We start from the raw sequence: 19,045 nt of genomic DNA on the forward strand, positions 1-19,045 counted from the left end.
GCAAGCCCGCTCCCACATTAGTTTTTCATCGCCCACGCGACCTTAAATATCCCCAGGCACCCTCGCCTTCTCCCGGGCATGTTCCCGGCTGATCAGCCCCTGGCTGACCAACGCCTTCAAACTCATGTCCAGCGTCGTCATCCCCAACGCCCCGCCGGTCTGAATCGCCGAATACATCTGCGCCACCTTGTCCTCGCGGATCAAATTACGAATCGCCGGTGTGCCGAGCATGATTTCGTGAGCCGCCACCCGCCCGCCGCCGACCTTCTTCACCAGCACCTGGGACACCACCGCCTGCAATGACTCCGAGAGCATCGAGCGGACCATGGCCTTTTCCCCCGCCGGAAACACATCCACCACCCGGTCCACGGTTTTAGCCGCCGACGTGGTGTGCAGCGTGCCGAACACCAGATGCCCGGTTTCCGCCGCCGTCAGCGCGAGCCGAATGGTTTCCAGGTCCCGCAATTCGCCAACCAGGATCACATCCGGGTCCTCCCGCAATGCCGAACGCAGGGCAGCCGAGAAGCTGTGGGTATCGCGATGCACCTGTCGCTGGTTGATCAGGGCATTTTTCGGGTGGTGGATAAACTCGATCGGGTCTTCAAGGGTGAGGATGTGCTGACGGCGATGGGTGTTGAGGTAATCGATCATCGCTGCCAGGGTGGTGGACTTGCCGGAACCGGTCGGCCCGGTGACCAGTACCAGCCCCCGTGGCAAGTCTGCGATGCGCCGGAACACCTCGCCCAACCCGAGGTGTTCCAGGCTCTGCACGGTTGAGGGGATGGTACGAAACACCGCGCCCATGCCCCGGTGCTGCTGGAACACATTCACCCGAAACCGCGCCACCTCGGGCAACTCGAAGGCAAAATCCGTTTCAAGAGATGTTTCGAAATCCTTTTGCTGGTGATTGTTCAGCAAAGGGCTGAGCAACGCCGCCACTTGCACCGGCGCAAGTACAGGCCAATCGAGTGGCCAGACCTCGCCATCCACTCGCAGCATCGGCGCCAACCCCGCCGACAGATGCAGGTCGGAGGCCCGCAGGCGTACGCCGGCGGCCAGCAGTTCAGTGATATCCATAGGGCTTTCCATTTCCAGTAGAATGCCGCGGACTCCATATCCACGGGCGCAACTTGAATGTCGACCATAGCAGACAACATCGGCCTGGTTTCCGAGCGGATCCGGGCAGCCGCCGAGGCCGCGCAGCGCGACGCAGGCAGCGTGCACCTGCTGGCCGTGAGCAAGACCAAACCCGCACAGGCCGTGCGCGAAGCCTATGCCGCCGGGATGCGTGACTTTGGCGAGAACTATCTGCAGGAAGCCCTGGGCAAACAGGCCGAATTAACCGACCTGCCCTTGAGTTGGCACTTCATCGGCCCCATTCAATCGAACAAGACTCGTGCGATCGCCGAGAATTTCGCCTGGGTGCATTCCGTGGACCGCCTGAAAATCGCACAACGCCTGTCCGAACAACGCCCGTCTGACCTGCCGCCGCTGAATATCTGTATTCAGGTCAACGTCAGTGGCGAAGCCAGCAAGTCCGGCTGTACACCCGCCGACCTGCCCGCCCTGGCCGAAGCCATCAGCGCCCTGCCGCGCCTGAAGCTGCGCGGCCTGATGGCGATCCCCGAGCCGACCGACGACCGTGCAGAGCAAGACGCAGCCTTCGCCACCGTGCGCGACCTGCAAGCGAGCCTCGACCTGGGGCTCGACACACTTTCCATGGGCATGAGCCATGACCTTGAGTCGGCCATCGCCCAAGGGGCCACCTGGGTGCGGATCGGTACCGCCCTGTTTGGTGCCCGCGACTATGGCCAGCCGTGAAATGGCTGACTTCCATCTGAGTAAGGACCTGTCATGAGCAACACGCGTATTGCCTTTATCGGCGCCGGCAACATGGCGGCCAGCCTGATCGGCGGCCTGCGGGCCAAGGGCCTGGAAGCACAACAGATTCGCGCCAGCGACCCGGGCGCCGACACCCGCTCCCGCGTCAGCGCCGAGCACGGCATCGACACCTTCGCCGACAACGCAGAAGCGATTGAAGGCGTGGACGTGGTAGTGCTGGCGGTCAAGCCACAAGCCATGAAAGCCGTGTGCGAAAGCCTGCGCCCAAGCCTCAAGCCCCATCAACTGGTGGTGTCCATCGCCGCCGGCATCACTTGCGCCAGCATGACCCACTGGCTCGGCGCCCAGCCGATTGTGCGTTGCATGCCCAACACCCCGGCGCTGCTGCGCAAGGGCGTGAGCGGCTTGTACGCCACATCCGAAGTCACTGCCCAACAGCGCGACCAGGCACAAGCGCTGCTGTCCGCCGTAGGTCTCGCCGTGTGGCTGGAACAAGAGCAGCAACTGGACGCCGTCACCGCCGTCTCCGGCAGTGGCCCGGCGTATTTCTTCCTGCTGATCGAGGCCATGACCGCCGCTGGCGTGAAACTCGGCCTGCCGCAGGAAGTCGCCGAGCAACTGGCCGAGCAGACCGCACTGGGCGCCGCGCAGATGGCCGTGACCAGCGATGTCGACGCGGCCGAGTTGCGCCGTCGCGTGACCTCGCCCGGCGGCACGACCCAGGCGGCAATCGAATCGTTCCAGGCCGGGGGCTTTGAAGCCCTGGTGGAAAAAGCACTGGGTGCCGCAGCACATCGTTCGGCTGAAATGGCCGAGCAGCTGGGCAAATAGTCGTCCCCCACATAGGAATCAAACATGCTCGGAATCAATGACGCTGCCATTTTCATCATCCAGACCCTGGGCAGCCTGTACCTGCTGATCGTGCTGATGCGTTTTATCCTGCAACTGGTGCGGGCGAACTTCTACAACCCGCTGTGCCAGTTCGTGGTAAAGGCCACGCAGCCGCTGCTCAAGCCTCTGCGCCGGGTGATCCCGAGCCTGTTCGGCCTGGACATGTCGTCGCTGGTATTGGCGCTGCTGCTGCAGATCCTGCTGTTCGCGGTCATCCTGCTGCTCAATGGCTATCAGGCCACCACGCTGCTGTTGCTGCCGTGGGCCTTGATCGGGATCTTCTCGCTGTTCCTGAAGATCATTTTCTGGTCGATGATCATCAGCGTGATCCTGTCCTGGGTCGCTCCAGGCAGCCGCAGCCCGGGTGCCGAACTGGTGGCACAGATCACTGAGCCGGTGCTGGCACCGTTCCGTCGCCTGGTACCTAACCTGGGTGGCCTGGATATCTCGCCGATCTTCGCGTTTATCGCGATTCAGCTGCTGCAAAGCTGGGTGATTCCACGTTTGGCGTTCTACGCATTCATGCCCAAAGAACTGTTCGGTCTGATCTGACAACAGTGTGGCGAGGGAGCTTGCTCCCGCTGGGCTGCGCAGCAGCCCCAAAACGGCCGACCGCGTTGCATCTGCAAAATCGCGGCAACCGGACCGGGACCGCTTCGCGCTCCAGCGGGAGCAAGCTCCCTCGCCACAAAAAGCCTTAAAAACACCAGCCGCAGGCCTTTGCTTGCCGCTGGGTGCAGCGGTCTTTAGACTTACGCCTCATTTAAACGAGAGCAGGGTCGATGCCAACTGCCTTCCCCCCCGATTCTGTTGGACTGGTCGTGCCCCAAGTGGCGCACTTCAGCGAACCGCTGGCCCTGGCCTGCGGCCGTTCGCTGCCCGCCTACGACCTGATCTATGAAACCTACGGCCAACTGAACGCCACGGCCAGCAACGCCGTGCTGATCTGCCACGCCCTGTCCGGCCACCACCACGCTGCGGGTTTCCACAGCATGGACGAGCGCAAGCCCGGCTGGTGGGACAGCTGCATCGGCCCCGGCAAGCCCATCGACACCAACAAGTTCTTCGTGGTCAGCCTGAACAACCTCGGCGGCTGCAACGGCTCCACCGGCCCCAGCAGCCTCAACCCGGAAACCGGCAAGCCGTTTGGCGCCGATTTCCCGGTACTGACCGTGGAAGACTGGGTGCACAGCCAGGCGCGCCTGGCCGACGTTCTGGGCATCGCCCAATGGGCCGCCGTGATCGGCGGCAGCCTGGGCGGCATGCAGGCCCTGCAATGGACCATCACCTACCCGGACCGCGTGCGCCATTGCCTGGCCATCGCCTCGGCCCCCAAGCTGTCGGCGCAGAACATCGCCTTCAACGAAGTGGCGCGCCAGGCGATCCTGACCGACCCTGAGTTCCACGGCGGTTCGTTCCAGGAGGCGGGCGTGATCCCCAAGCGCGGGCTGATGCTCGCGCGCATGGTCGGGCACATCACTTACCTGTCGGATGACTCCATGGGCGAGAAATTCGGCCGTGGCCTCAAAAGCGAAAAGCTCAATTACGACTTCCACAGCGTCGAATTCCAGGTCGAGAGCTACCTGCGTTATCAGGGCGAGGAGTTTTCCGGACGTTTCGACGCCAACACCTACCTGCTGATGACCAAGGCCCTGGACTACTTCGACCCGGCGGCGAATTTCGACGATGACCTGGCGCGCACCTTCGAGGCGGCCACCGCCAAGTTCTGCGTGATGTCGTTCACCACCGACTGGCGCTTTTCCCCGGCCCGCTCGCGGGAATTGGTGGATGCGCTGATGGCCGCCAAGAAAGACGTCTGCTACTTGGAGATCGACGCACCGCAAGGCCACGACGCCTTCCTGATCCCGATCCCGCGCTACCTGCAGGCCTTCAGCAACTACATGAACCGAATAGCACTGTGAGAACGCCATGAGAGCCGACCTGGAAATCATCCAAGACTGGATCCCCGCCGGCAGCCGCGTGCTCGACTTGGGTTGCGGCGATGGCGAACTGCTGAGCTGGCTGCGCGACAACAAGCAAGTCACCGGCTATGGCCTGGAAAACGACCCGGACAACATCGCCCAGTGCGTGGCCAAGGGCATCAACGTGATCGAGCAGGACCTGGACAAGGGCCTCGGCAACTTTGCCAGCAACAGCTTCGACATCGTGGTCATGACCCAGGCCCTGCAAGCCGTGCACTACCCGGACCGGATCCTCGACGAAATGTTGCGCGTCGGCCGCCAGTGCATCATTACTTTCCCCAATTTCGGCCACTGGCGCTGCCGCTGGTACCTGGCCACCAAGGGCCGCATGCCGGTGTCGGACTTCCTGCCGTACACCTGGTACAACACGCCCAACATCCACTTCTGCACCTTTGAAGACTTCGAAGCGCTGTGCGGCGAGCGCGAAGCCAAAGTCATCAACCGCCTTGCCGTCGATCAACAGCATCGTCACGGCTGGGCGAGTAAGCTATGGCCCAACCTGCTGGGTGAGATCGGGATCTACCGGGTCAGCAGCCCGGGCCTGACGGACCACCAGATTGCCGTCTAACCATTTTCAAGGAGGACGATCATGAGTCGCCTGGCTGTTTTTCTACTCACCGCGTGCCTGAGCGTCAGCGCTATGGCGGCGGATGTTATCGATGGTAATCGTCAGAAAGAATTCGGCGATATCACGGTGCACTACAACACCCTGACCACCAGCTTCCTGACGCCGGAAATGGCTCAGGAAGCCGGGATCGTACGCAGCAAAGAGCTGGGCATGATCAATGTGTTCGTAAACAAGGGCGTCGAATCGATAGACGCCACCGTTACCGGCACAATCAAGGATCTGGGCGGCAAGAGCGAGATGCTGACGTTCAAGAAAATCACCCAGAAAGGTTCTACGCTTTACGTCGCCCAGTACCCGGTGCCGCAGCAGGAAACCAAGATTTTCACCATCAACGTTGAAACCGGTGGCAAAGCCCACGGTTTCAGTTTCAACCAGGAACTGTTTCCGGCGCAATGATGAACCTTACTCAACTCGTACTGGCCAGCCATAACGCCGGCAAGCTCAAAGAACTCCAGGCCATGCTCGGCGACTCGGTGCAACTGCGCTCGATTGGCGAGTTCAGCCAGGTAGAGCCGGAAGAGACCGGCCTGTCGTTTGTCGAGAACGCCATCCTCAAGGCCCGCAACGCCGCGCGTATTTCCGGCCTGCCGGCACTGGCTGACGATTCGGGCCTGGCCGTGGACTTCCTGGGCGGCGCGCCTGGCATCTACTCGGCACGTTACGCCGACGGTAAAGGCGATGCGGCCAACAACGCCAAGCTGCTGGACGCCCTCAAGGACGTGCCCGACGCGATGCGCGGCGCGCAGTTCGTCTGCGTGCTGGCCCTGGTGCGTCACGCCGATGATCCATTGCCGATCCTCTGCGAAGGCTTGTGGCACGGGCGCATCCTGCATGCGGCCAGCGGCGAGCACGGTTTCGGTTATGACCCGTTGTTCTGGGTGCCGGAGCGCAATGTCTCCAGCGCCGAATTGAGCCCGGCCGACAAGAACCAGATCAGCCACCGCGCCCGCGCAATGGATTTGCTGCGCCAGCGTCTGGGCCTGAAATGACTCAGAACACCTCCGCGCAGCCACTGATTCTCGGTGGCGCGCAAACACCTCGGGCGGCCCTGCCTCACCTGCCGCCCCTGGCGCTGTATATCCACATCCCGTGGTGCGTGCGCAAATGCCCCTATTGCGACTTCAACTCCCACACCGCCAGCAAGGTGCTGCCAGAGGAAGAGTACGTCGACGCGTTGCTGGCCGACCTCGATCAGGACCTGCACGCGGTGTATGGCCGTGAGCTGAGTTCGATCTTTTTCGGCGGCGGCACCCCAAGCCTGTTCAGCGCCGTTGCCCTGGGCCGGTTGCTCAAGGGCGTGGAAGCACGCATCCCGTTTGCCGGCGATATCGAGATCACCCTGGAAGCCAACCCCGGTACCTTCGAGCAAGAGAAGTTCGTGGCGTACCGCAAGCTGGGGATCAATCGGCTGTCGATTGGCATCCAGAGTTTCCAGCAGGAAAAACTCGAAGCCCTGGGCCGCATCCACAACGGTGACGAAGCCGTGCGTGCCGCCGGCATGGCGCGCCAGGCCGGGTTCGACAACTTCAACCTGGACTTGATGCACGGTTTGCCCGATCAGTCCCTGGAGGACGCCCTGGGCGACCTGCGCCAGGCCATTGCCCTAAAGCCCACGCATCTGTCCTGGTATCAACTGACCCTGGAACCCAACACCGTGTTCTGGAACCAGCCGCCCGTGCTGCCGGAAGACGACACCCTGTGGGACATCCAGGAAGCCGGCCAGGCGCTGCTCGCCGAACACGGTTACGCCCAGTACGAAGTCTCGGCCTACGCCCAACCGGGCCGGCCGGCGCGGCATAACCTGAATTACTGGAGCTTTGGCGACTTTATCGGCATCGGTGCCGGCGCCCACGGCAAGCTCAGCCATCCGGACGGGCGCATCGTGCGCACCTGGAAAACCCGGGCGCCGAAGGACTACCTCAACCCGGCGAAAAACTACCAGGCCGGCGCGAAAGAACTGACCAACGAAGAGTTACCGTTCGAGTTCCTGATGAACGCCCTGCGCCTCACCGACGGCGTCGAAGCCAGGCTTTATGCCGAGCGTACCGGCCTCGACCTGGCCAGCCTCGATGAAGCTCGCCGCGAGGCAGAACAAAGTGGCCTGATGCAGGTCGAACCGTCACGCCTGGCGGCCACCGACCGCGGGCAACTCTTTCTCAATGACCTGCTGCAGAAGTTTTTGAGCTGATTGCTCTTAAGGAAATCGAATGGATCTGGTACTCGACCTGCTCGCCACCGTATCCCGCTGGAGCCGTAGCAACCTGTCGGAAATCTCCCTGGCGTTGGTAGGTTGCCTGCTGGTGCTGTTTGGCGCCGACATCAAGGGCTGGGTCGAAGCACGGCTGGGCAGCATCGCGGGTGCGCTGCGCGTGCCGCTGATGGCGCTGGTGTGCATGATCGGCAGCGGTGCTGCGCTGATCTATGCCACGCCGTGGATTGTTCGCGGGCTGAGCCAGTTCAACAACTACAGCCTGGCGCCGGTGTTGTTGGTGGTGCTGGTGTTGATTGGGGTGGTGGCGGATCGCCGCTGACCTTAAGCGCGGCACAAAACAAATGTGGGAGCGGGCTTGCTCGCGAATGCGGTGTGTCAGTCAGCGTAAATGTCGACTGATCTACCGCATTCGCGAGCAAGCCCGCTCCCACATTTTTTACTGCATTTCAAGCCTGGGACTTATCAGTCCACTTTCTCGAACTTCAAATCCCAAACCCCATGCCCGAGTCGCTCGCCGCGACGTTCGAACTTGGTGATCGGCCGCTCGGCCGGGCGCGGGACGCATTTGCCATCTTCCGCCAGGTTGCGGTAGCCAGGGGCGACGTTCATTACTTCCAGCATGTACTCGGCATACGGTTCCCAGTCGGTGGCCATGTGCAGGATGCCGCCCACTTTCAGCTTGCTGCGCACCAGTTCCGCGAAGGAAGCCTGGACGATGCGGCGCTTGTGGTGGCGGCTCTTGTGCCAGGGGTCCGGGAAGAACAGCATCAGCCGGTCGAGGCTGTTGTCGGCGATGCAGCGGTTGAGCACTTCGATCGCGTCGCAGTCGTAGACCCGCAGGTTGGTCAGGCCCTGAGTCAGCACGCCGTTCAGCAGCGCACCAACACCCGGACGGTGTACTTCAACCCCGATAAAATCCTGCTCCGGCGAAGCCGCGGCCATTTCCAGCAGGGAATGGCCCATGCCGAAGCCAATCTCCAGGGAGCGTGGTGCCGAGCGGCCAAACACCTGGTCGTAATCCACCGGCGCGTCTGCCAGCGGCAGGACGAACAGCGGCGTGCCCTGCTCCAGGCCCTTTTGCTGGCCCTCGGTCATGCGACCGGCGCGCATCACAAAACTCTTGATGCGGCGGTGCTTGGACTCGTCGCCTTCTTCCAGGGTGTTCGGCGTTTCGTTTGATTCAGTCATCAATGGCTCTTACTTGATCAGACCATCCAGCGGCGAGGAGGCGCTGGCGTAAAGTTTTTTCGGCATGCGCCCGGCGAGGTACGCCAGGCGGCCGGCGACAATTGCGTGGTTCATGGCTTCAGCCATCAGGACCGGCTGCTGCGCATGGGCGATGGCCGAGTTCATCAGCACCGCATCGCAACCCAGTTCCATGGCGATGGTGGCGTCGGAGGCAGTGCCCACGCCCGCATCCACCAGCACCGGGATCCTGGCTTCTTCGAGGATGATCTGCAGGTTGTACGGATTGCAGATGCCCAGGCCGGAACCGATCAGGCCGGCCAGCGGCATCACCGCGATGCAGCCGATTTCCGCCAATTGACGGGCAATGATCGGGTCATCACTGGTGTAGACCATCACGTCGAAGCCTTCCTTGACCAGGGTTTCGGCGGCCTTGAGGGTTTCGATCACGTTGGGGAACAGGGTTTTCTGGTCGGCCAGCACTTCCAGCTTCACCAGGTTGTGGCCGTCGAGCAGCTCACGGGCCAGGCGGCAGGTGCGCACGGCTTCGATGGCGTCGTAGCAACCGGCGGTGTTCGGCAGGAAGGTGTAGCGATCCGGCGACAGCACTTCGAGCAGGTTCGGCTCGCCCTCGATCTGGCCGAGGTTGGTGCGGCGCACGGCGAAGGTAACGATCTCGGCGCCCGAGGCTTCGATGGCCAGGCGGGTTTCTTCCATGTCGCGGTACTTGCCGGTGCCGACCAGCAGACGCGACTGGAAGGTACGACCGGCCAGGACGAAAGGCTTGTCGCTACGAACGATGCTCATGGGAAATCCTCGAGTTGGGGTGAGGTTCTGCAGAATGCGGGTTGGCGCCCTGGAGCGCCGGACGGCTAGCCGCCGCCGATGGCGTGGACCACTTCGACCTGGTCACCCTCGGTGAGCGCGGTCTCGACGTGCTGGCTACGCGGGACGATATCCTGGTTGAGCTCCACTGCGACGCGGCGTCCGGTCAAGTCCAGACGGGTCAGCAGGGCCGCAACGGTTTCACCGTCGGGCAGTTCAAAGGGTTCGCCGTTCAACTGAATGCGCATGCCACGGGCCGCCATCGTTTTTAGGGGCCAGCATTCTAGCGTGATTGACGTTGCTGGCCCAAGCCCCTTGGTCAGGCAGCCTGTAGACGCCACGCCGCCAAACCGAGGAAGAACCAGCCCAGCAGGAACGCCAGGCCACCAAACGGGGTGATGATGCCGAGCTTGCTGACGCCGGTCATGGTCAGCACATACAGGCTGCCGGAGAACAGCAGGATGCCCACGGCAAAAGACACACCCGCCCACGTCACCAGCCTGCCCGGGATGTGCGCCGCCAACAGTGCCACGCCGAACAGCGCCAAGGTGTGCACCAACTGGTAGGTCACGCCGGTGTGGAAAATCGCCAGGTACTCGGCGCTCAGGCGGTTTTTCAGGCCGTGGGCGGCAAACGCACCCAGGGCGACGCCGGTGAAACCGAAAAAGGCAGCCAGCATCAGAAAGCCACGCAACATGAGGAACTCCAGTCAGACTCAGGGGGCAGGGTCTGTATAATGGCCCGCTCAACGGGTTCGGCCAAGCCATCTCTATGCTGCGTCTCCTCTTCAAGCGTTTTCTCAAAGCCCTCAAGTGGTTTGCCATCGGCAGCGTGCTGCTGGTGCTGCTGTTCCGTTTCGTGCCGCCACCGGGCACTGCGCTGATGGTTGAGCGCAAGGTCGAGTCCTGGGTCGACGGCGAGCCGATTGACGTACAGCGCACGTGGGTGCCGTGGGATCAGATCTCCGACGAACTGAAAGTGGCGGTGATGGCGGGCGAAGACCAGCGCTTCCCGCAACATTGGGGTTTTGATTTCGACGCGATCCAGGCGGCGTTGCTGCATAACGAGCGCGGCGGTTCGATTCGCGGCGCCAGCACCTTGAGCCAGCAGGTGTCGAAGAATCTGTTTTTGTGGACCGGCCGCAGCTATTTCCGCAAAGGCCTGGAAGCCTGGTTTACCGGGCTGATTGAGACTCTCTGGCCCAAGCAGCGAATTCTTGAGGTGTACCTCAACAGCGTGGAGTGGGATGAAGGCGTGTTCGGCGCCGAAGCGGCGGCGCGGCATCACTTTGGCGTGAGCGCCAAGGCGCTGACCCGCCAGCAGGCCAGCTACCTGGCGGCGGTGTTGCCTAACCCGCGGGTGTGGAGTGCCAGCCATCCAACGTCGTATGTCGCGCGACGGGCGGCGTGGATTCGGCAGCAGATGAGTCAGTTGGGTGGCGACAGCTATTTGAATGAGCTGAACAACTCGCGCAAGGCGCCTTGGGCTGACTGACACCCCACAAAACAAAAGTGGGAGCGGGCTTGCTCGCGAAAGCGGTGTGCCAGTCAATACCTTAGGTGACTGGTCCACCGCTTTCGCGAGCAAGCCCGCTCCCACATTTCGATCGCGCTGTCCTAGCTACCTGTGTCAGGCGGCGATCGACAGTTTCAGCTTGTTCATCGCACTCTTCTCGAGCTGACGAATCCGCTCGGCCGACACGTTGTACTTCTGCGCCAGGTCGTGCAGCGTGGCTTTTTCTTCTGCCAACCAGCGCTGGTAGAGAATGTCACGGCTGCGGTCGTCCAGCACTTCCAGCGCTTCGTGCAGGTTGTGATTGGAGTTGTCGCTCCAGTCGGCATCTTCCAGCTGACGCGCCGGGTCGTACCGGTGGTCTTCCAGGTAGTTGGCCGGCGATTGGAAGGCGCTGTCGTCGTCCGCTTCGGCGGCCGGGTCGAAGGCCATGTCATGGCCGGTCAGGCGACTTTCCATCTCGCGCACTTCACGTGGCTCAACGCCAAGGCTTTCGGCCACGCGATGCACTTCTTCGTTGTTCAGCCACGCCAGGCGTTTCTTCTGGCTGCGCAGGTTGAAGAACAGTTTGCGCTGGGCCTTGGTGGTCGCGACTTTCACGATGCGCCAGTTGCGCAGGATGAATTCGTGAATTTCCGCCTTGATCCAGTGCACAGCAAACGACACCAGGCGCACACCCATTTCCGGGTTGAAGCGCTTCACAGCTTTCATCAGGCCAACGTTGCCTTCCTGAATCAGGTCAGCCTGGGCCAGGCCGTAGCCGCTATAGCTACGGGCGATATGTACGACAAAACGCAGGTGGGCGAGCACCATCTGCCGAGCCGCCCCCAAATCCTGCTCATAGTAGAGACTCTCGGCCAGTTCACGCTCCTGCTCGGGCGTCAGCAATGGAATGCTGTTGACCGTGTGCACATAGGCCTCCAGGTTCGCACCCGGGACCAGAGCATAAGCAGGTTGCAAAGAAGTGGTCATACGAAAAAACCTCCGACTCACATAACTCGTGCAGTTCAGCACTGCGAAAATTGACCGGGAACCGTAGGACAAGTTCCCTAAACCACTGATACGGTCAATACAAACGAAACCACATTACCCTGACATTAACTACTTCGGTGCCAGCTCACGTAAATGCCGTGCGACCGCAATCCAAGCACCGATATACCCCAAGAGCACTGCCCCAAGCAACAATGACAGACCATCGGCTGCCGGCACGCCGGCCAGGGCAAAATCGCTGCCGTACAAACCGGCAAGCCCCACCACCGCATCGTTCAGCCAGTTCAGGCCAAAAGCCAGTACGCCCCAGGACAAAATTCCCGCACCGAAGCCATAAAGCGCGCCCATGTACAGAAAAGGCCGACGCACATAGCTGTCCGTGCCGCCGACGAGTTTAATCACTTCTATCTCGGTGCGGCGGTTTTCAATATGAAGACGAATGGTATTGCCTATCACCAAAAGTAATGCTGACACCAGCAACACCGTCAGGCCGAACACAAACCGGTCGCCCAGCTTGAGAATCGCGGCCAACCGCTCTACCCAGACTAGATCAAGTTGTGCCTGTTGGACCTTCGGCAGCTCTGCGAGTTTTTGTCGCAGGGCTTCCAGGGTGGTCTTGTCGACCTCGTTCGGGGTGACCAGCACCACGCCCGGCAGCGGGTTTTGCGGCAACTCCTTGAGCGCCTCGCCCAGGCCGGACTGTTGCTGGAACTCTTCCAAGGCTTGATCGCGGCTGATGTACTCAGCCTCGGCCACACCCGGAATGCCCTTGATCTGGTCGCGCAGGGACTCACCGTCCTGGGCGCTGGCATCCAGGTTCAGGTACAGGGAAATCTGCGCCGCCCGCTGCCACGAACCGCCAAGGCGCTCGACATTGTTCAGCAGCAATGACAAGCCCATGGGCAGGCTCAAGGCCACGGCCATGACCAGGCAGGTAAAAAAGCTGCCGATCGGCTGCTTGCCGAGGCGGCGCAGGCTGTCTACCAGGCTGGCACGGTGGCTTTCGATCCAGGCATGCACCAGGGTGCCGAAATCCGGGCCATCGTCTTCGTCGCGTTTTTTCTTCTGTGGCTGCGGGTCGGCCGCCTTTGGCGCGACGCGCTCGGAAACCTTCGGGCTGCGTGTTGCACTCATACCCCAGCCTCCCCGTCACCGATCAGGCGGCCGCGTTGCAGGGTCAGCATGCGGTGGCGCATGCGGGCGATCAGCGCCAGGTCGTGACTGGCGATCAGCACGCTGGTGCCCAGGCGGTTGATGTCTTCGAACACGCCCATGATTTCTGCTGCCAGGCGCGGGTCGAGGTTACCGGTGGGTTCGTCCGCCAGCAGCAAGGCCGGGCGATGGACGATGGCGCGGGCGATGCCGACGCGCTGTTGCTGGCCGGTGGACAGGTCGCCTGGGTACAGGTCGGTCTTGTCCGACAGCGCCACGCGTTCCAGGGCCGAATCCACGCGCTTGACGATTTCGGCCTTGGACAGACCGAGAATCTGCAACGGCAAGGCGATGTTGTTGAACACCGTGCGATCGAACAGCAACTGGTGGTTCTGGAACACCACGCCGATCTGCCGGCGCAGGAATGGAATCTGTGCGTTGCTGATGGTTGCCAGGTCCTGGCCCGCCAGCAGCAGTTTGCCGGTGGTTGGGCGCTCCATGGCCAGCAACAGGCGCAACAAGGTACTTTTACCGGCACCCGAATGGCCGGTCACAAACAAGAATTCGCCGCGACGCACCCGGAAACTCAGCTCATGCAAGCCGACATGCCCGTTGGCGTAGCGTTTACCGACCTGTTCGAAACGAATCATGAACGCTCCCGCTCGGCAAACAGTGCCTGTACAAAGGGTTCGGCTTCAAAAGTGCGCAGGTCGTCGATGCCTTCACCGACGCCGATGTAACGAATCGGCAACCCGAACTGCTTCGCCAGGGCGAAGATCACACCGCCCTTGGCCGTGCCGTCGAGCTTAGTCAATGCCAGGCCGGTCAGTTGGACCGTCTGGTGGAATTGTTTGGCCTGGCTGATGGCGTTCTGGCCGGTACCGGCGTCCAGCACCAGCAACACCTCGTGGGGCGCGTCGGCATCGAGCTTGCCGATGACGCGGCGAACTTTCTTCAGCTCTTCCATCAGGTTGTCTTTGGTGTGCAGGCGACCGGCGGTATCGGCGATCAGCACATCAATGTTGCGCGCTTTGGCGGCCTGCACCGCATCGAAGATCACCGAGGCCGAATCGGCGCCGGTGTGCTGGGCGATGACCGGGATCTTGTTGCGCTCGCCCCAGACCTGCAATTGCTCCACGGCGGCGGCACGGAAGGTGTCACCGGCGGCGAGCATGACTTTCTTGCCTTCCAGTTGCAGCTTCTTCGCCAGCTTGCCGATGGTGGTGGTCTTGCCGGCGCCGTTGACGCCAACCACCAGGATCACAAACGGCTTTTTCTGCGTATCGATGATCAGCGGCGCTTCCACCGGCTTGAGCATGTTGGCCAGCTCGGCCTGCAGCGACTTGTAGAGCGCATCGGCGTCGGTCAGCTGCTTGCGCGCGACCTTCTGGGTCAGGCTCTGGATGATCACGGCGGTGGCTTCGACGCCCACGTCGGCGGTCAGCAGGCGGGTTTCGATGTCTTCCAGCAGCTCGTCATCGATGGTCTTTTTGCCGAGGAACAGGCTGGCCATGCCTTCGCCGATGCTGGCGCTGGTCTTGCTCAGGCCTTGCTTGAGGCGGGCAAAGAAACCGGTCTTGCCGGGTTCGGCAGGAACAGCAGGCTCTTCGATGACTGCTGGCGCGGCGCCGGCGACCGGAACAGGTTCGGCGACCACCGGTGCAGGCACCTCAACCACTGGCGGCGCTTGGACCACAACGGGCGCAGGCTCCACGAGGGCCGGAATCGGCGGCGTCACATGCGCGGCCTGCTCGTCTTCAACCAGTGCTACAGGCTCTTCTGCCACCGGCAACACCAGCCATGGCTTGTGCTCTGGCTCTGGCTCTGGCGCAGGTTCTGGCTCAACCACCGGCTGCAACACCGGCTCGGCCATCGGCAACACCACCGGGGCCGGTGTTTCGGCAACCGGTTCGGCTTCTACTATGGATTCGGGGATCGGTTCAGCTTGAACCTGCGGCTGTTCGACGACGGTTTCCTGCGGCTTTTTGCGCAGCCATCCGAACAGGCCTTTTTTCTCGCCAGCCGCAGCTGGGGTCTTCTTGTCGTCGTTGGAACCAAACATGGAGACGGCTATCTCAAGGTAGCGACGCGCCAGGGGGCGTGCCGGTAAATAAAATTCGATGCGTAACAGACTGTTTTTTAGCCAGCTCGTTCATGCGCAACATTTTGTAAGGCCTAAATAGAGCCTTAACAAGACAGCCATAGTGGCCGTCCCTAGGTCGGACCAGTATCCTAGCACCTCCTCGCCCGCCGACGCTAAGACCAAGCGGGCAGCCCAACAGGTTTAAAAACGAATGAATGCTCTAGCCCGCCGCGCCGCAGGCCTGCTGCTCAGCACAGTTTGTCTGCCCCTTTCAGCTTTGGCTGCCGACCCACAACCCACCCACGAATTCACCCTGGACAACGGCCTCAAGGTCGTCGTGCGCGAAGACCATCGCGCCCCGGTGGTGGTTTCCCAGGTCTGGTACAAGGTTGGCTCCAGCTACGAAACCCCGGGCCAGACCGGTTTGTCCCACGCCCTGGAACACATGATGTTCAAGGGCAGCGCCAAGGTCGGCCCCGGCGAGGCTTCGTTGATCCTGCGTGACCTGGGCGCCGAAGAAAACGCCTTCACCAGCGACGACTACACCGCCTACTACCAAGTGCTGGCCCGTGACCGCCTGGGCGTCGCCTTCGAGCTGGAAGCCGACCGCATGGCCAGCCTGCGCTTGCCGGCCGACGAGTTCAGCCGCGAGATCGAGGTGATCAAGGAAGAGCGCCGGATGCGCACCGACGACAACCCGATGTCCAAGGCCTATGAGCGCTTCAAGGCCATGGCCTACCCGGCCAGCGGCTACCACACGCCGACCATCGGCTGGATGGCCGACCTGGACCGCATGAAGGTTGAAGAACTGCGCCACTGGTACCAATCCTGGTACGTGCCGAACAACGCCACCCTGGTAGTGGTGGGCGACGTAACCCCGGATGAAGTCAAAACCCTGGCCCAGCGCTATTTCGGCCCGATCCCCAAGCGCGACGTCCCCCCGGCGAAAATCCCGCTGGAGCTGGCCGAGCCCGGTGAACGCCTGCTGACTATGCATGTACAGACCAAACTGCCGAGCGTGATCCTTGGTTTCAACGTGCCGAGCCTGGCCACCGCTGAAGACAAACGCTCGGTCAACGCCCTGCGCCTGATCTCGGCCCTGCTGGACGGCGGCTACAGCGCGCGCATCTCGACACAACTGGAGCGCGGCGAAGAGCTGGTGTCCGGCGGCTCGTCGAGCTACGACGCCTACACCCGCGGTGACAGCCTGTTCACCCTGACTGCCACACCGAACCTGCAAAAGAAAAAGACCGTGGCCCAGGCTGAAGCCGGCCTTTGGCGCCTGCTGGATGAGCTGAAGGCCAAGCCACCGAGCGCTGAAGAACTGGAGCGTATCCGCGCCCAGGTCATCGCCGGCGTGGTTTACCAGCGCGACTCGATTACCAGCCAGGCCACTGCCATCGGCTCCCTGGAGACGGTGGGCCTGTCCTGGAAACTCATGGACACCGAGCTGGCCGAGCTGCAAAGCGTCACCGCCGAAGATATCCAGAAAGCTGCACGCACCTATTTCACCCGCGAACGTCTCAGCGTCGCCCATGTCTTGCCTGAGGAGACCGCTCATGAGTGAACGTAAAAACAACCGCCTGGTGCTGCCCGGCCTGATCGTGGTGACTTTGGCTGCGGCCTGCGCGCTGTACTTGCTGCGCCCCAGCGAATCCGTCGCCAGCCAGGCGCTGGAGCAGGCCAAGTCCGCCAACAAGCTGCAATCCCTGGCCGAGCTGGACGACAAGGCGCCGACCAACCGCAAGCTCGACGTGCAAACCTGGACCACCGCCGAAGGCGCCAAGGTGCTGTTCGTCGAAGCCCATGAACTGCCGATGTTCGACATGCGCATCCTGTTCGCCGCCGGCAGCAGCCAGGACGGCGCAACACCAGGCCTGGCGCTGTTGACCAACGCAATGCTCAACGAAGGCGTGCCGGGCAAGGACGTCAGCCAGATTGCCGCCGGTTTCGACGGCCTGGGGGCTGATTTCAGCAATGGCGCCTACCGCGACATGGCGCTGGTTTCCCTGCGCAGCCTGAGCGCCAGCGACAAGCGTGACGCCGCCCTGTCACTGTTTGACGACGTGATCGGCAAGCCGACCTTCCCGGCAGACTCTCTGGCGCGGATCAAGAACCAGCTGCTGGCCGGCTTTGAATACCAGAAACAGAACCCCGGCAAACTGGCGAGCATCGAGCTGTTCAAGCAGCTCTATGGCGACCACCCTTACGCCCATCCGAGCGAAGGCAACGCCGAGAGCGTGCCGAAGGTGACTCTTGCGCAATTGAAGGACTTCCACGCCAAGGCCTACGCCGCCGGCAACGCAGTGATTTCTGTAGTCGGCGATCTGACCCGCGCCGAAGCCGAAGCCATGACCGCCAAGGTTTCCGCGTCCCTGCCAAAAGGCCCGGCGCTGGCGAAAATCGCCCAACCGGTCGAGCCCAAGGCTGGCACCACGCACATCGAGTTCCCGTCCAAGCAGACAACCCTGCTGCTGGCGCAACTGGGTATCGACCGTGCCGACCCGGATTACGCCGCGCTGTCACTGGGTAACCAGATTCTCGGCGGCGGTGGCTTCGGCACCCGTTTGATGAGCGAAGTGCGCGAGAAACGCGGCCTGACCTACGGCGTATACTCCGGCTTCTCGCCGATGCAGGTACGCGGTCCGTTCATGATCAACCTGCAAACCCGCGCCGAAATGAGCGCCGGCACGCTGCGATTGGTGCAGGACGTACTCGCCGACTACCTCAAGACCGGCCCGACACAGAAAGAACTCGATGACGCCAAGCGCGAACTGGCCGGCAGCTTCCCGCTGTCCACCGCGAGCAACGCCGATATCGTCGGGCAGCTGGGCGCCATGGGTTTCTACAACCTGCCGCTGAGCTACCTGGAAGATTTCATGAAACAATCCCAGGCGCTGACCGTTGACCAGGTCAAAGCTGCTTTGAACAAACATTTGAGTGCCGACAAGATGGTCATCGTGACCGCCGGCCCGACGATTGCGCAAAAGCCACTACCGCCCCCCACTGATAAACCCGCCGAGCAACCGCTCGGGGTTCCGGAGCATTAATGGCCCGTCCATCCCGTCCCAAAAAACCTGTCCACAACGTTCACAACGGTGTGGGCCAACTGCGCATCATCGGCGGAGAGTGGGGCAGCCGTAAGCTGAGCTTCCCCGATGTCGTGGGCCTGCGCCCGACGCCAGACCGCGTGCGTGAAACCCTGTTCAACTGGCTCGCGCCGTATATCGCCGGGGCCAAGGTGCTGGACCCGTTCGCGGGTAGCGGCGCGCTGTTCCTGGAGTCGCTGTCCCGTGGCGCGGCGCTGGGCCAGGCGCTGGATGCCAGCAATGTGGCGGTCGCCAGCCTCAAAGAACACCTGGGCACCCTGCGTTGCACCACGGGGCAAGTGCAGACGGCTGATGCGCTGCGCTACCTGGAAACCCAGGAAGCCCGCGAGTTTGACGTGGTGTTCCTCGATCCGCCGTTTAATCAGAACCTGCTGCCGACCGTTTGCGCGTTGCTGGAAGAGCGCCAGTGGTTGGCACCGGATGCCTGGATCTACACTGAAAGCGAAACCGCACCGTCCACACTCGGTCTGCCGGGCACCTGGCGCCTGCACCGCGAGCAGAAATCCGGGCGGGTGTATTACGCGTTGTGGCAACGCACCGTGTAGGAGCGAGCTTGCTCGCGAAGATCGTTAACGATGACGCGGGAAACCAGGGGAACGCGGTGATCTTGAGTTTTTCGCGAGCAAGCTCGCT

Annotated in this window: 22 protein-coding genes; 13 read left to right on the forward strand and 9 right to left on the reverse strand. The window is 62.1% G+C overall.

Going from position 1 to position 19,045, the window contains the following annotated elements; genetic code table 11:
- Positions 1-42: 42 nt before the first annotated feature.
- Positions 43-1,077, reverse strand: a complete 1,035-nt coding sequence (locus HX815_RS07385; RefSeq protein ID WP_177028015.1) for a type IV pilus twitching motility protein PilT — start codon at positions 1,075-1,077, stop codon at positions 43-45.
- A 57-nt stretch (positions 1,078-1,134) separates the two neighbouring features.
- Here HX815_RS07385 and HX815_RS07390 point away from each other — a divergent pair, with 57 nt between their 5' ends.
- The 9 genes from HX815_RS07390 (at position 1,135) to HX815_RS07430 (ending at position 7,874) form a co-directional block, all read left to right on the forward strand.
- Positions 1,135-1,821, forward strand: a complete 687-nt coding sequence (locus tag HX815_RS07390; RefSeq protein WP_134327465.1) for a YggS family pyridoxal phosphate-dependent enzyme — start codon at positions 1,135-1,137, stop codon at positions 1,819-1,821.
- Positions 1,822-1,854: 33 nt separating this feature from the next.
- Positions 1,855-2,673 (forward strand): pyrroline-5-carboxylate reductase, encoded by an 819-nt coding sequence (gene proC / locus HX815_RS07395; protein WP_177028016.1) that lies wholly within the window; start codon positions 1,855-1,857, stop codon positions 2,671-2,673.
- A gap of 24 nt (positions 2,674-2,697) precedes the next feature.
- Positions 2,698-3,285, forward strand: coding sequence for a YggT family protein (locus HX815_RS07400; RefSeq protein ID WP_003213764.1), 588 nt, complete (start codon positions 2,698-2,700; stop codon positions 3,283-3,285).
- 230 nt (positions 3,286-3,515) lie between these two features.
- Complete coding sequence (locus HX815_RS07405) at positions 3,516-4,655, forward strand: homoserine O-acetyltransferase (protein WP_008434158.1); 1,140 nt, start codon at positions 3,516-3,518, stop codon at positions 4,653-4,655.
- A gap of 7 nt (positions 4,656-4,662) precedes the next feature.
- Entirely contained in the window at positions 4,663-5,283 is a 621-nt protein-coding gene (gene metW, locus HX815_RS07410) for a methionine biosynthesis protein MetW (protein ID WP_003213768.1), read from the forward strand.
- A gap of 21 nt (positions 5,284-5,304) precedes the next feature.
- Entirely contained in the window at positions 5,305-5,739 is a 435-nt protein-coding gene (locus HX815_RS07415) for a DUF4426 domain-containing protein (protein WP_003213770.1), read from the forward strand.
- Entirely contained in the window at positions 5,736-6,332 is a 597-nt protein-coding gene (gene rdgB / locus HX815_RS07420) for an RdgB/HAM1 family non-canonical purine NTP pyrophosphatase (protein WP_008434161.1), read from the forward strand. The genes HX815_RS07415 and rdgB overlap by 4 nt, the downstream gene beginning before the upstream one ends.
- On the forward strand, positions 6,329-7,531 hold the full coding sequence (hemW, locus tag HX815_RS07425; protein WP_256351059.1) for a radical SAM family heme chaperone HemW: 1,203 nt from the start codon (positions 6,329-6,331) through the stop codon (positions 7,529-7,531). Before rdgB ends, hemW begins: the two co-directional genes overlap by 4 nt.
- 19 nt (positions 7,532-7,550) lie before the next feature.
- Positions 7,551-7,874, forward strand: a complete 324-nt coding sequence (locus tag HX815_RS07430) for a DUF3392 domain-containing protein (protein WP_003213776.1) — start codon at positions 7,551-7,553, stop codon at positions 7,872-7,874.
- A gap of 143 nt (positions 7,875-8,017) precedes the next feature.
- Here the strand turns inward: HX815_RS07430 and trmB are convergent, their stop codons facing one another.
- From trmB to HX815_RS07450, 4 genes are all read right to left on the reverse strand, one after another.
- A complete protein-coding gene (gene trmB, locus HX815_RS07435) occupies positions 8,018-8,743 on the reverse strand; it encodes a tRNA (guanosine(46)-N7)-methyltransferase TrmB (RefSeq protein WP_003213778.1) in 726 nt (241 codons plus the stop codon).
- A gap of 9 nt (positions 8,744-8,752) precedes the next feature.
- The gene (locus tag HX815_RS07440; RefSeq protein WP_008434166.1) at positions 8,753-9,547 is read right to left on the reverse strand and encodes a thiazole synthase; all 795 of its coding nucleotides are present in this window, start codon (positions 9,545-9,547) and stop codon (positions 8,753-8,755) included.
- Between the two features lie 65 nt (positions 9,548-9,612).
- Complete coding sequence (thiS, locus tag HX815_RS07445; RefSeq protein ID WP_008434168.1) at positions 9,613-9,813, reverse strand: sulfur carrier protein ThiS; 201 nt, start codon at positions 9,811-9,813, stop codon at positions 9,613-9,615.
- A gap of 71 nt (positions 9,814-9,884) precedes the next feature.
- The gene (locus HX815_RS07450) at positions 9,885-10,262 is read right to left on the reverse strand and encodes a DUF423 domain-containing protein (protein WP_177022333.1); all 378 of its coding nucleotides are present in this window, start codon (positions 10,260-10,262) and stop codon (positions 9,885-9,887) included.
- 74 nt (positions 10,263-10,336) lie between these two features.
- Here HX815_RS07450 and mtgA point away from each other — a divergent pair, with 74 nt between their 5' ends.
- Positions 10,337-11,059, forward strand: a complete 723-nt coding sequence (gene mtgA / locus HX815_RS07455; protein ID WP_177028017.1) for a monofunctional biosynthetic peptidoglycan transglycosylase — start codon at positions 10,337-10,339, stop codon at positions 11,057-11,059.
- Positions 11,060-11,194: 135 nt separating this feature from the next.
- On the opposite strand, the gene rpoH is transcribed toward mtgA, so the two are convergent.
- The 4 genes from rpoH to ftsY all read right to left on the reverse strand — a co-directional run bounded on the left by rpoH (position 11,195) and on the right by ftsY (position 15,281).
- Positions 11,195-12,049 carry an RNA polymerase sigma factor RpoH gene (gene rpoH / locus HX815_RS07460; protein WP_003176698.1) on the reverse strand — a complete coding sequence of 285 codons (855 nt, stop codon included), beginning with the start codon at positions 12,047-12,049 and terminating at the stop codon, positions 11,195-11,197.
- Between the two features lie 129 nt (positions 12,050-12,178).
- Positions 12,179-13,201, reverse strand: a complete 1,023-nt coding sequence (gene ftsX / locus HX815_RS07465; RefSeq protein WP_003213783.1) for a permease-like cell division protein FtsX — start codon at positions 13,199-13,201, stop codon at positions 12,179-12,181.
- Positions 13,198-13,869 (reverse strand): cell division ATP-binding protein FtsE, encoded by a 672-nt coding sequence (gene ftsE, locus HX815_RS07470; RefSeq protein WP_003213784.1) that lies wholly within the window; start codon positions 13,867-13,869, stop codon positions 13,198-13,200. Before ftsE ends, ftsX begins: the two co-directional genes overlap by 4 nt.
- Complete coding sequence (gene ftsY / locus HX815_RS07475; RefSeq protein ID WP_177028018.1) at positions 13,866-15,281, reverse strand: signal recognition particle-docking protein FtsY; 1,416 nt, start codon at positions 15,279-15,281, stop codon at positions 13,866-13,868. Before ftsY ends, ftsE begins: the two co-directional genes overlap by 4 nt.
- 232 nt (positions 15,282-15,513) lie before the next feature.
- Between ftsY and HX815_RS07480 the strand changes: the two genes are divergently transcribed.
- Genes HX815_RS07480 through rsmD form a run of 3 tightly spaced genes read left to right on the forward strand, consistent with a single transcriptional unit; the run spans position 15,514 to position 18,957 of the window.
- Positions 15,514-16,869: a pitrilysin family protein gene (locus tag HX815_RS07480; RefSeq protein ID WP_003213786.1), complete on the forward strand. Its 1,356-nt coding sequence runs from the start codon at positions 15,514-15,516 to the stop codon at positions 16,867-16,869.
- The gene (locus HX815_RS07485; RefSeq protein WP_177028019.1) at positions 16,862-18,352 is read left to right on the forward strand and encodes a pitrilysin family protein; all 1,491 of its coding nucleotides are present in this window, start codon (positions 16,862-16,864) and stop codon (positions 18,350-18,352) included. The genes HX815_RS07480 and HX815_RS07485 overlap by 8 nt, the downstream gene beginning before the upstream one ends.
- The gene (gene rsmD / locus HX815_RS07490) at positions 18,352-18,957 is read left to right on the forward strand and encodes a 16S rRNA (guanine(966)-N(2))-methyltransferase RsmD (protein ID WP_003213788.1); all 606 of its coding nucleotides are present in this window, start codon (positions 18,352-18,354) and stop codon (positions 18,955-18,957) included. Before HX815_RS07485 ends, rsmD begins: the two co-directional genes overlap by 1 nt.
- The last annotated feature ends 88 nt before the right edge of the window (positions 18,958-19,045 follow it).

Source organism: Pseudomonas sp. E6002, assembly GCF_013385565.1.
GTDB lineage: Bacteria > Pseudomonadota > Gammaproteobacteria > Pseudomonadales > Pseudomonadaceae > Aquipseudomonas.

Coding starts and splice junctions, on each gene's coding strand:
- HX815_RS07385 (WP_177028015.1), bottom strand. CDS start 1,077: ATGGATATCACTGAACTGCTGGCCGCCGGCGTACGCCTGCGGGCCTCC.
- HX815_RS07390 (WP_134327465.1), top strand. CDS start 1,135: ATGTCGACCATAGCAGACAACATCGGCCTGGTTTCCGAGCGGATCCGG.
- proC (WP_177028016.1), top strand. CDS start 1,855: ATGAGCAACACGCGTATTGCCTTTATCGGCGCCGGCAACATGGCGGCC.
- HX815_RS07400 (WP_003213764.1), top strand. CDS start 2,698: ATGCTCGGAATCAATGACGCTGCCATTTTCATCATCCAGACCCTGGGC.
- HX815_RS07405 (WP_008434158.1), top strand. CDS start 3,516: ATGCCAACTGCCTTCCCCCCCGATTCTGTTGGACTGGTCGTGCCCCAA.
- metW (WP_003213768.1), top strand. CDS start 4,663: ATGAGAGCCGACCTGGAAATCATCCAAGACTGGATCCCCGCCGGCAGC.
- HX815_RS07415 (WP_003213770.1), top strand. CDS start 5,305: ATGAGTCGCCTGGCTGTTTTTCTACTCACCGCGTGCCTGAGCGTCAGC.
- rdgB (WP_008434161.1), top strand. CDS start 5,736: ATGATGAACCTTACTCAACTCGTACTGGCCAGCCATAACGCCGGCAAG.
- hemW (WP_256351059.1), top strand. CDS start 6,329: ATGACTCAGAACACCTCCGCGCAGCCACTGATTCTCGGTGGCGCGCAA.
- HX815_RS07430 (WP_003213776.1), top strand. CDS start 7,551: ATGGATCTGGTACTCGACCTGCTCGCCACCGTATCCCGCTGGAGCCGT.
- trmB (WP_003213778.1), bottom strand. CDS start 8,743: ATGACTGAATCAAACGAAACGCCGAACACCCTGGAAGAAGGCGACGAG.
- HX815_RS07440 (WP_008434166.1), bottom strand. CDS start 9,547: ATGAGCATCGTTCGTAGCGACAAGCCTTTCGTCCTGGCCGGTCGTACC.
- thiS (WP_008434168.1), bottom strand. CDS start 9,813: ATGCGCATTCAGTTGAACGGCGAACCCTTTGAACTGCCCGACGGTGAA.
- HX815_RS07450 (WP_177022333.1), bottom strand. CDS start 10,262: ATGTTGCGTGGCTTTCTGATGCTGGCTGCCTTTTTCGGTTTCACCGGC.
- mtgA (WP_177028017.1), top strand. CDS start 10,337: ATGCTGCGTCTCCTCTTCAAGCGTTTTCTCAAAGCCCTCAAGTGGTTT.
- rpoH (WP_003176698.1), bottom strand. CDS start 12,049: ATGACCACTTCTTTGCAACCTGCTTATGCTCTGGTCCCGGGTGCGAAC.
- ftsX (WP_003213783.1), bottom strand. CDS start 13,201: ATGAGTGCAACACGCAGCCCGAAGGTTTCCGAGCGCGTCGCGCCAAAG.
- ftsE (WP_003213784.1), bottom strand. CDS start 13,869: ATGATTCGTTTCGAACAGGTCGGTAAACGCTACGCCAACGGGCATGTC.
- ftsY (WP_177028018.1), bottom strand. CDS start 15,281: ATGTTTGGTTCCAACGACGACAAGAAGACCCCAGCTGCGGCTGGCGAG.
- HX815_RS07480 (WP_003213786.1), top strand. CDS start 15,514: ATGAATGCTCTAGCCCGCCGCGCCGCAGGCCTGCTGCTCAGCACAGTT.
- HX815_RS07485 (WP_177028019.1), top strand. CDS start 16,862: ATGAGTGAACGTAAAAACAACCGCCTGGTGCTGCCCGGCCTGATCGTG.
- rsmD (WP_003213788.1), top strand. CDS start 18,352: ATGGCCCGTCCATCCCGTCCCAAAAAACCTGTCCACAACGTTCACAAC.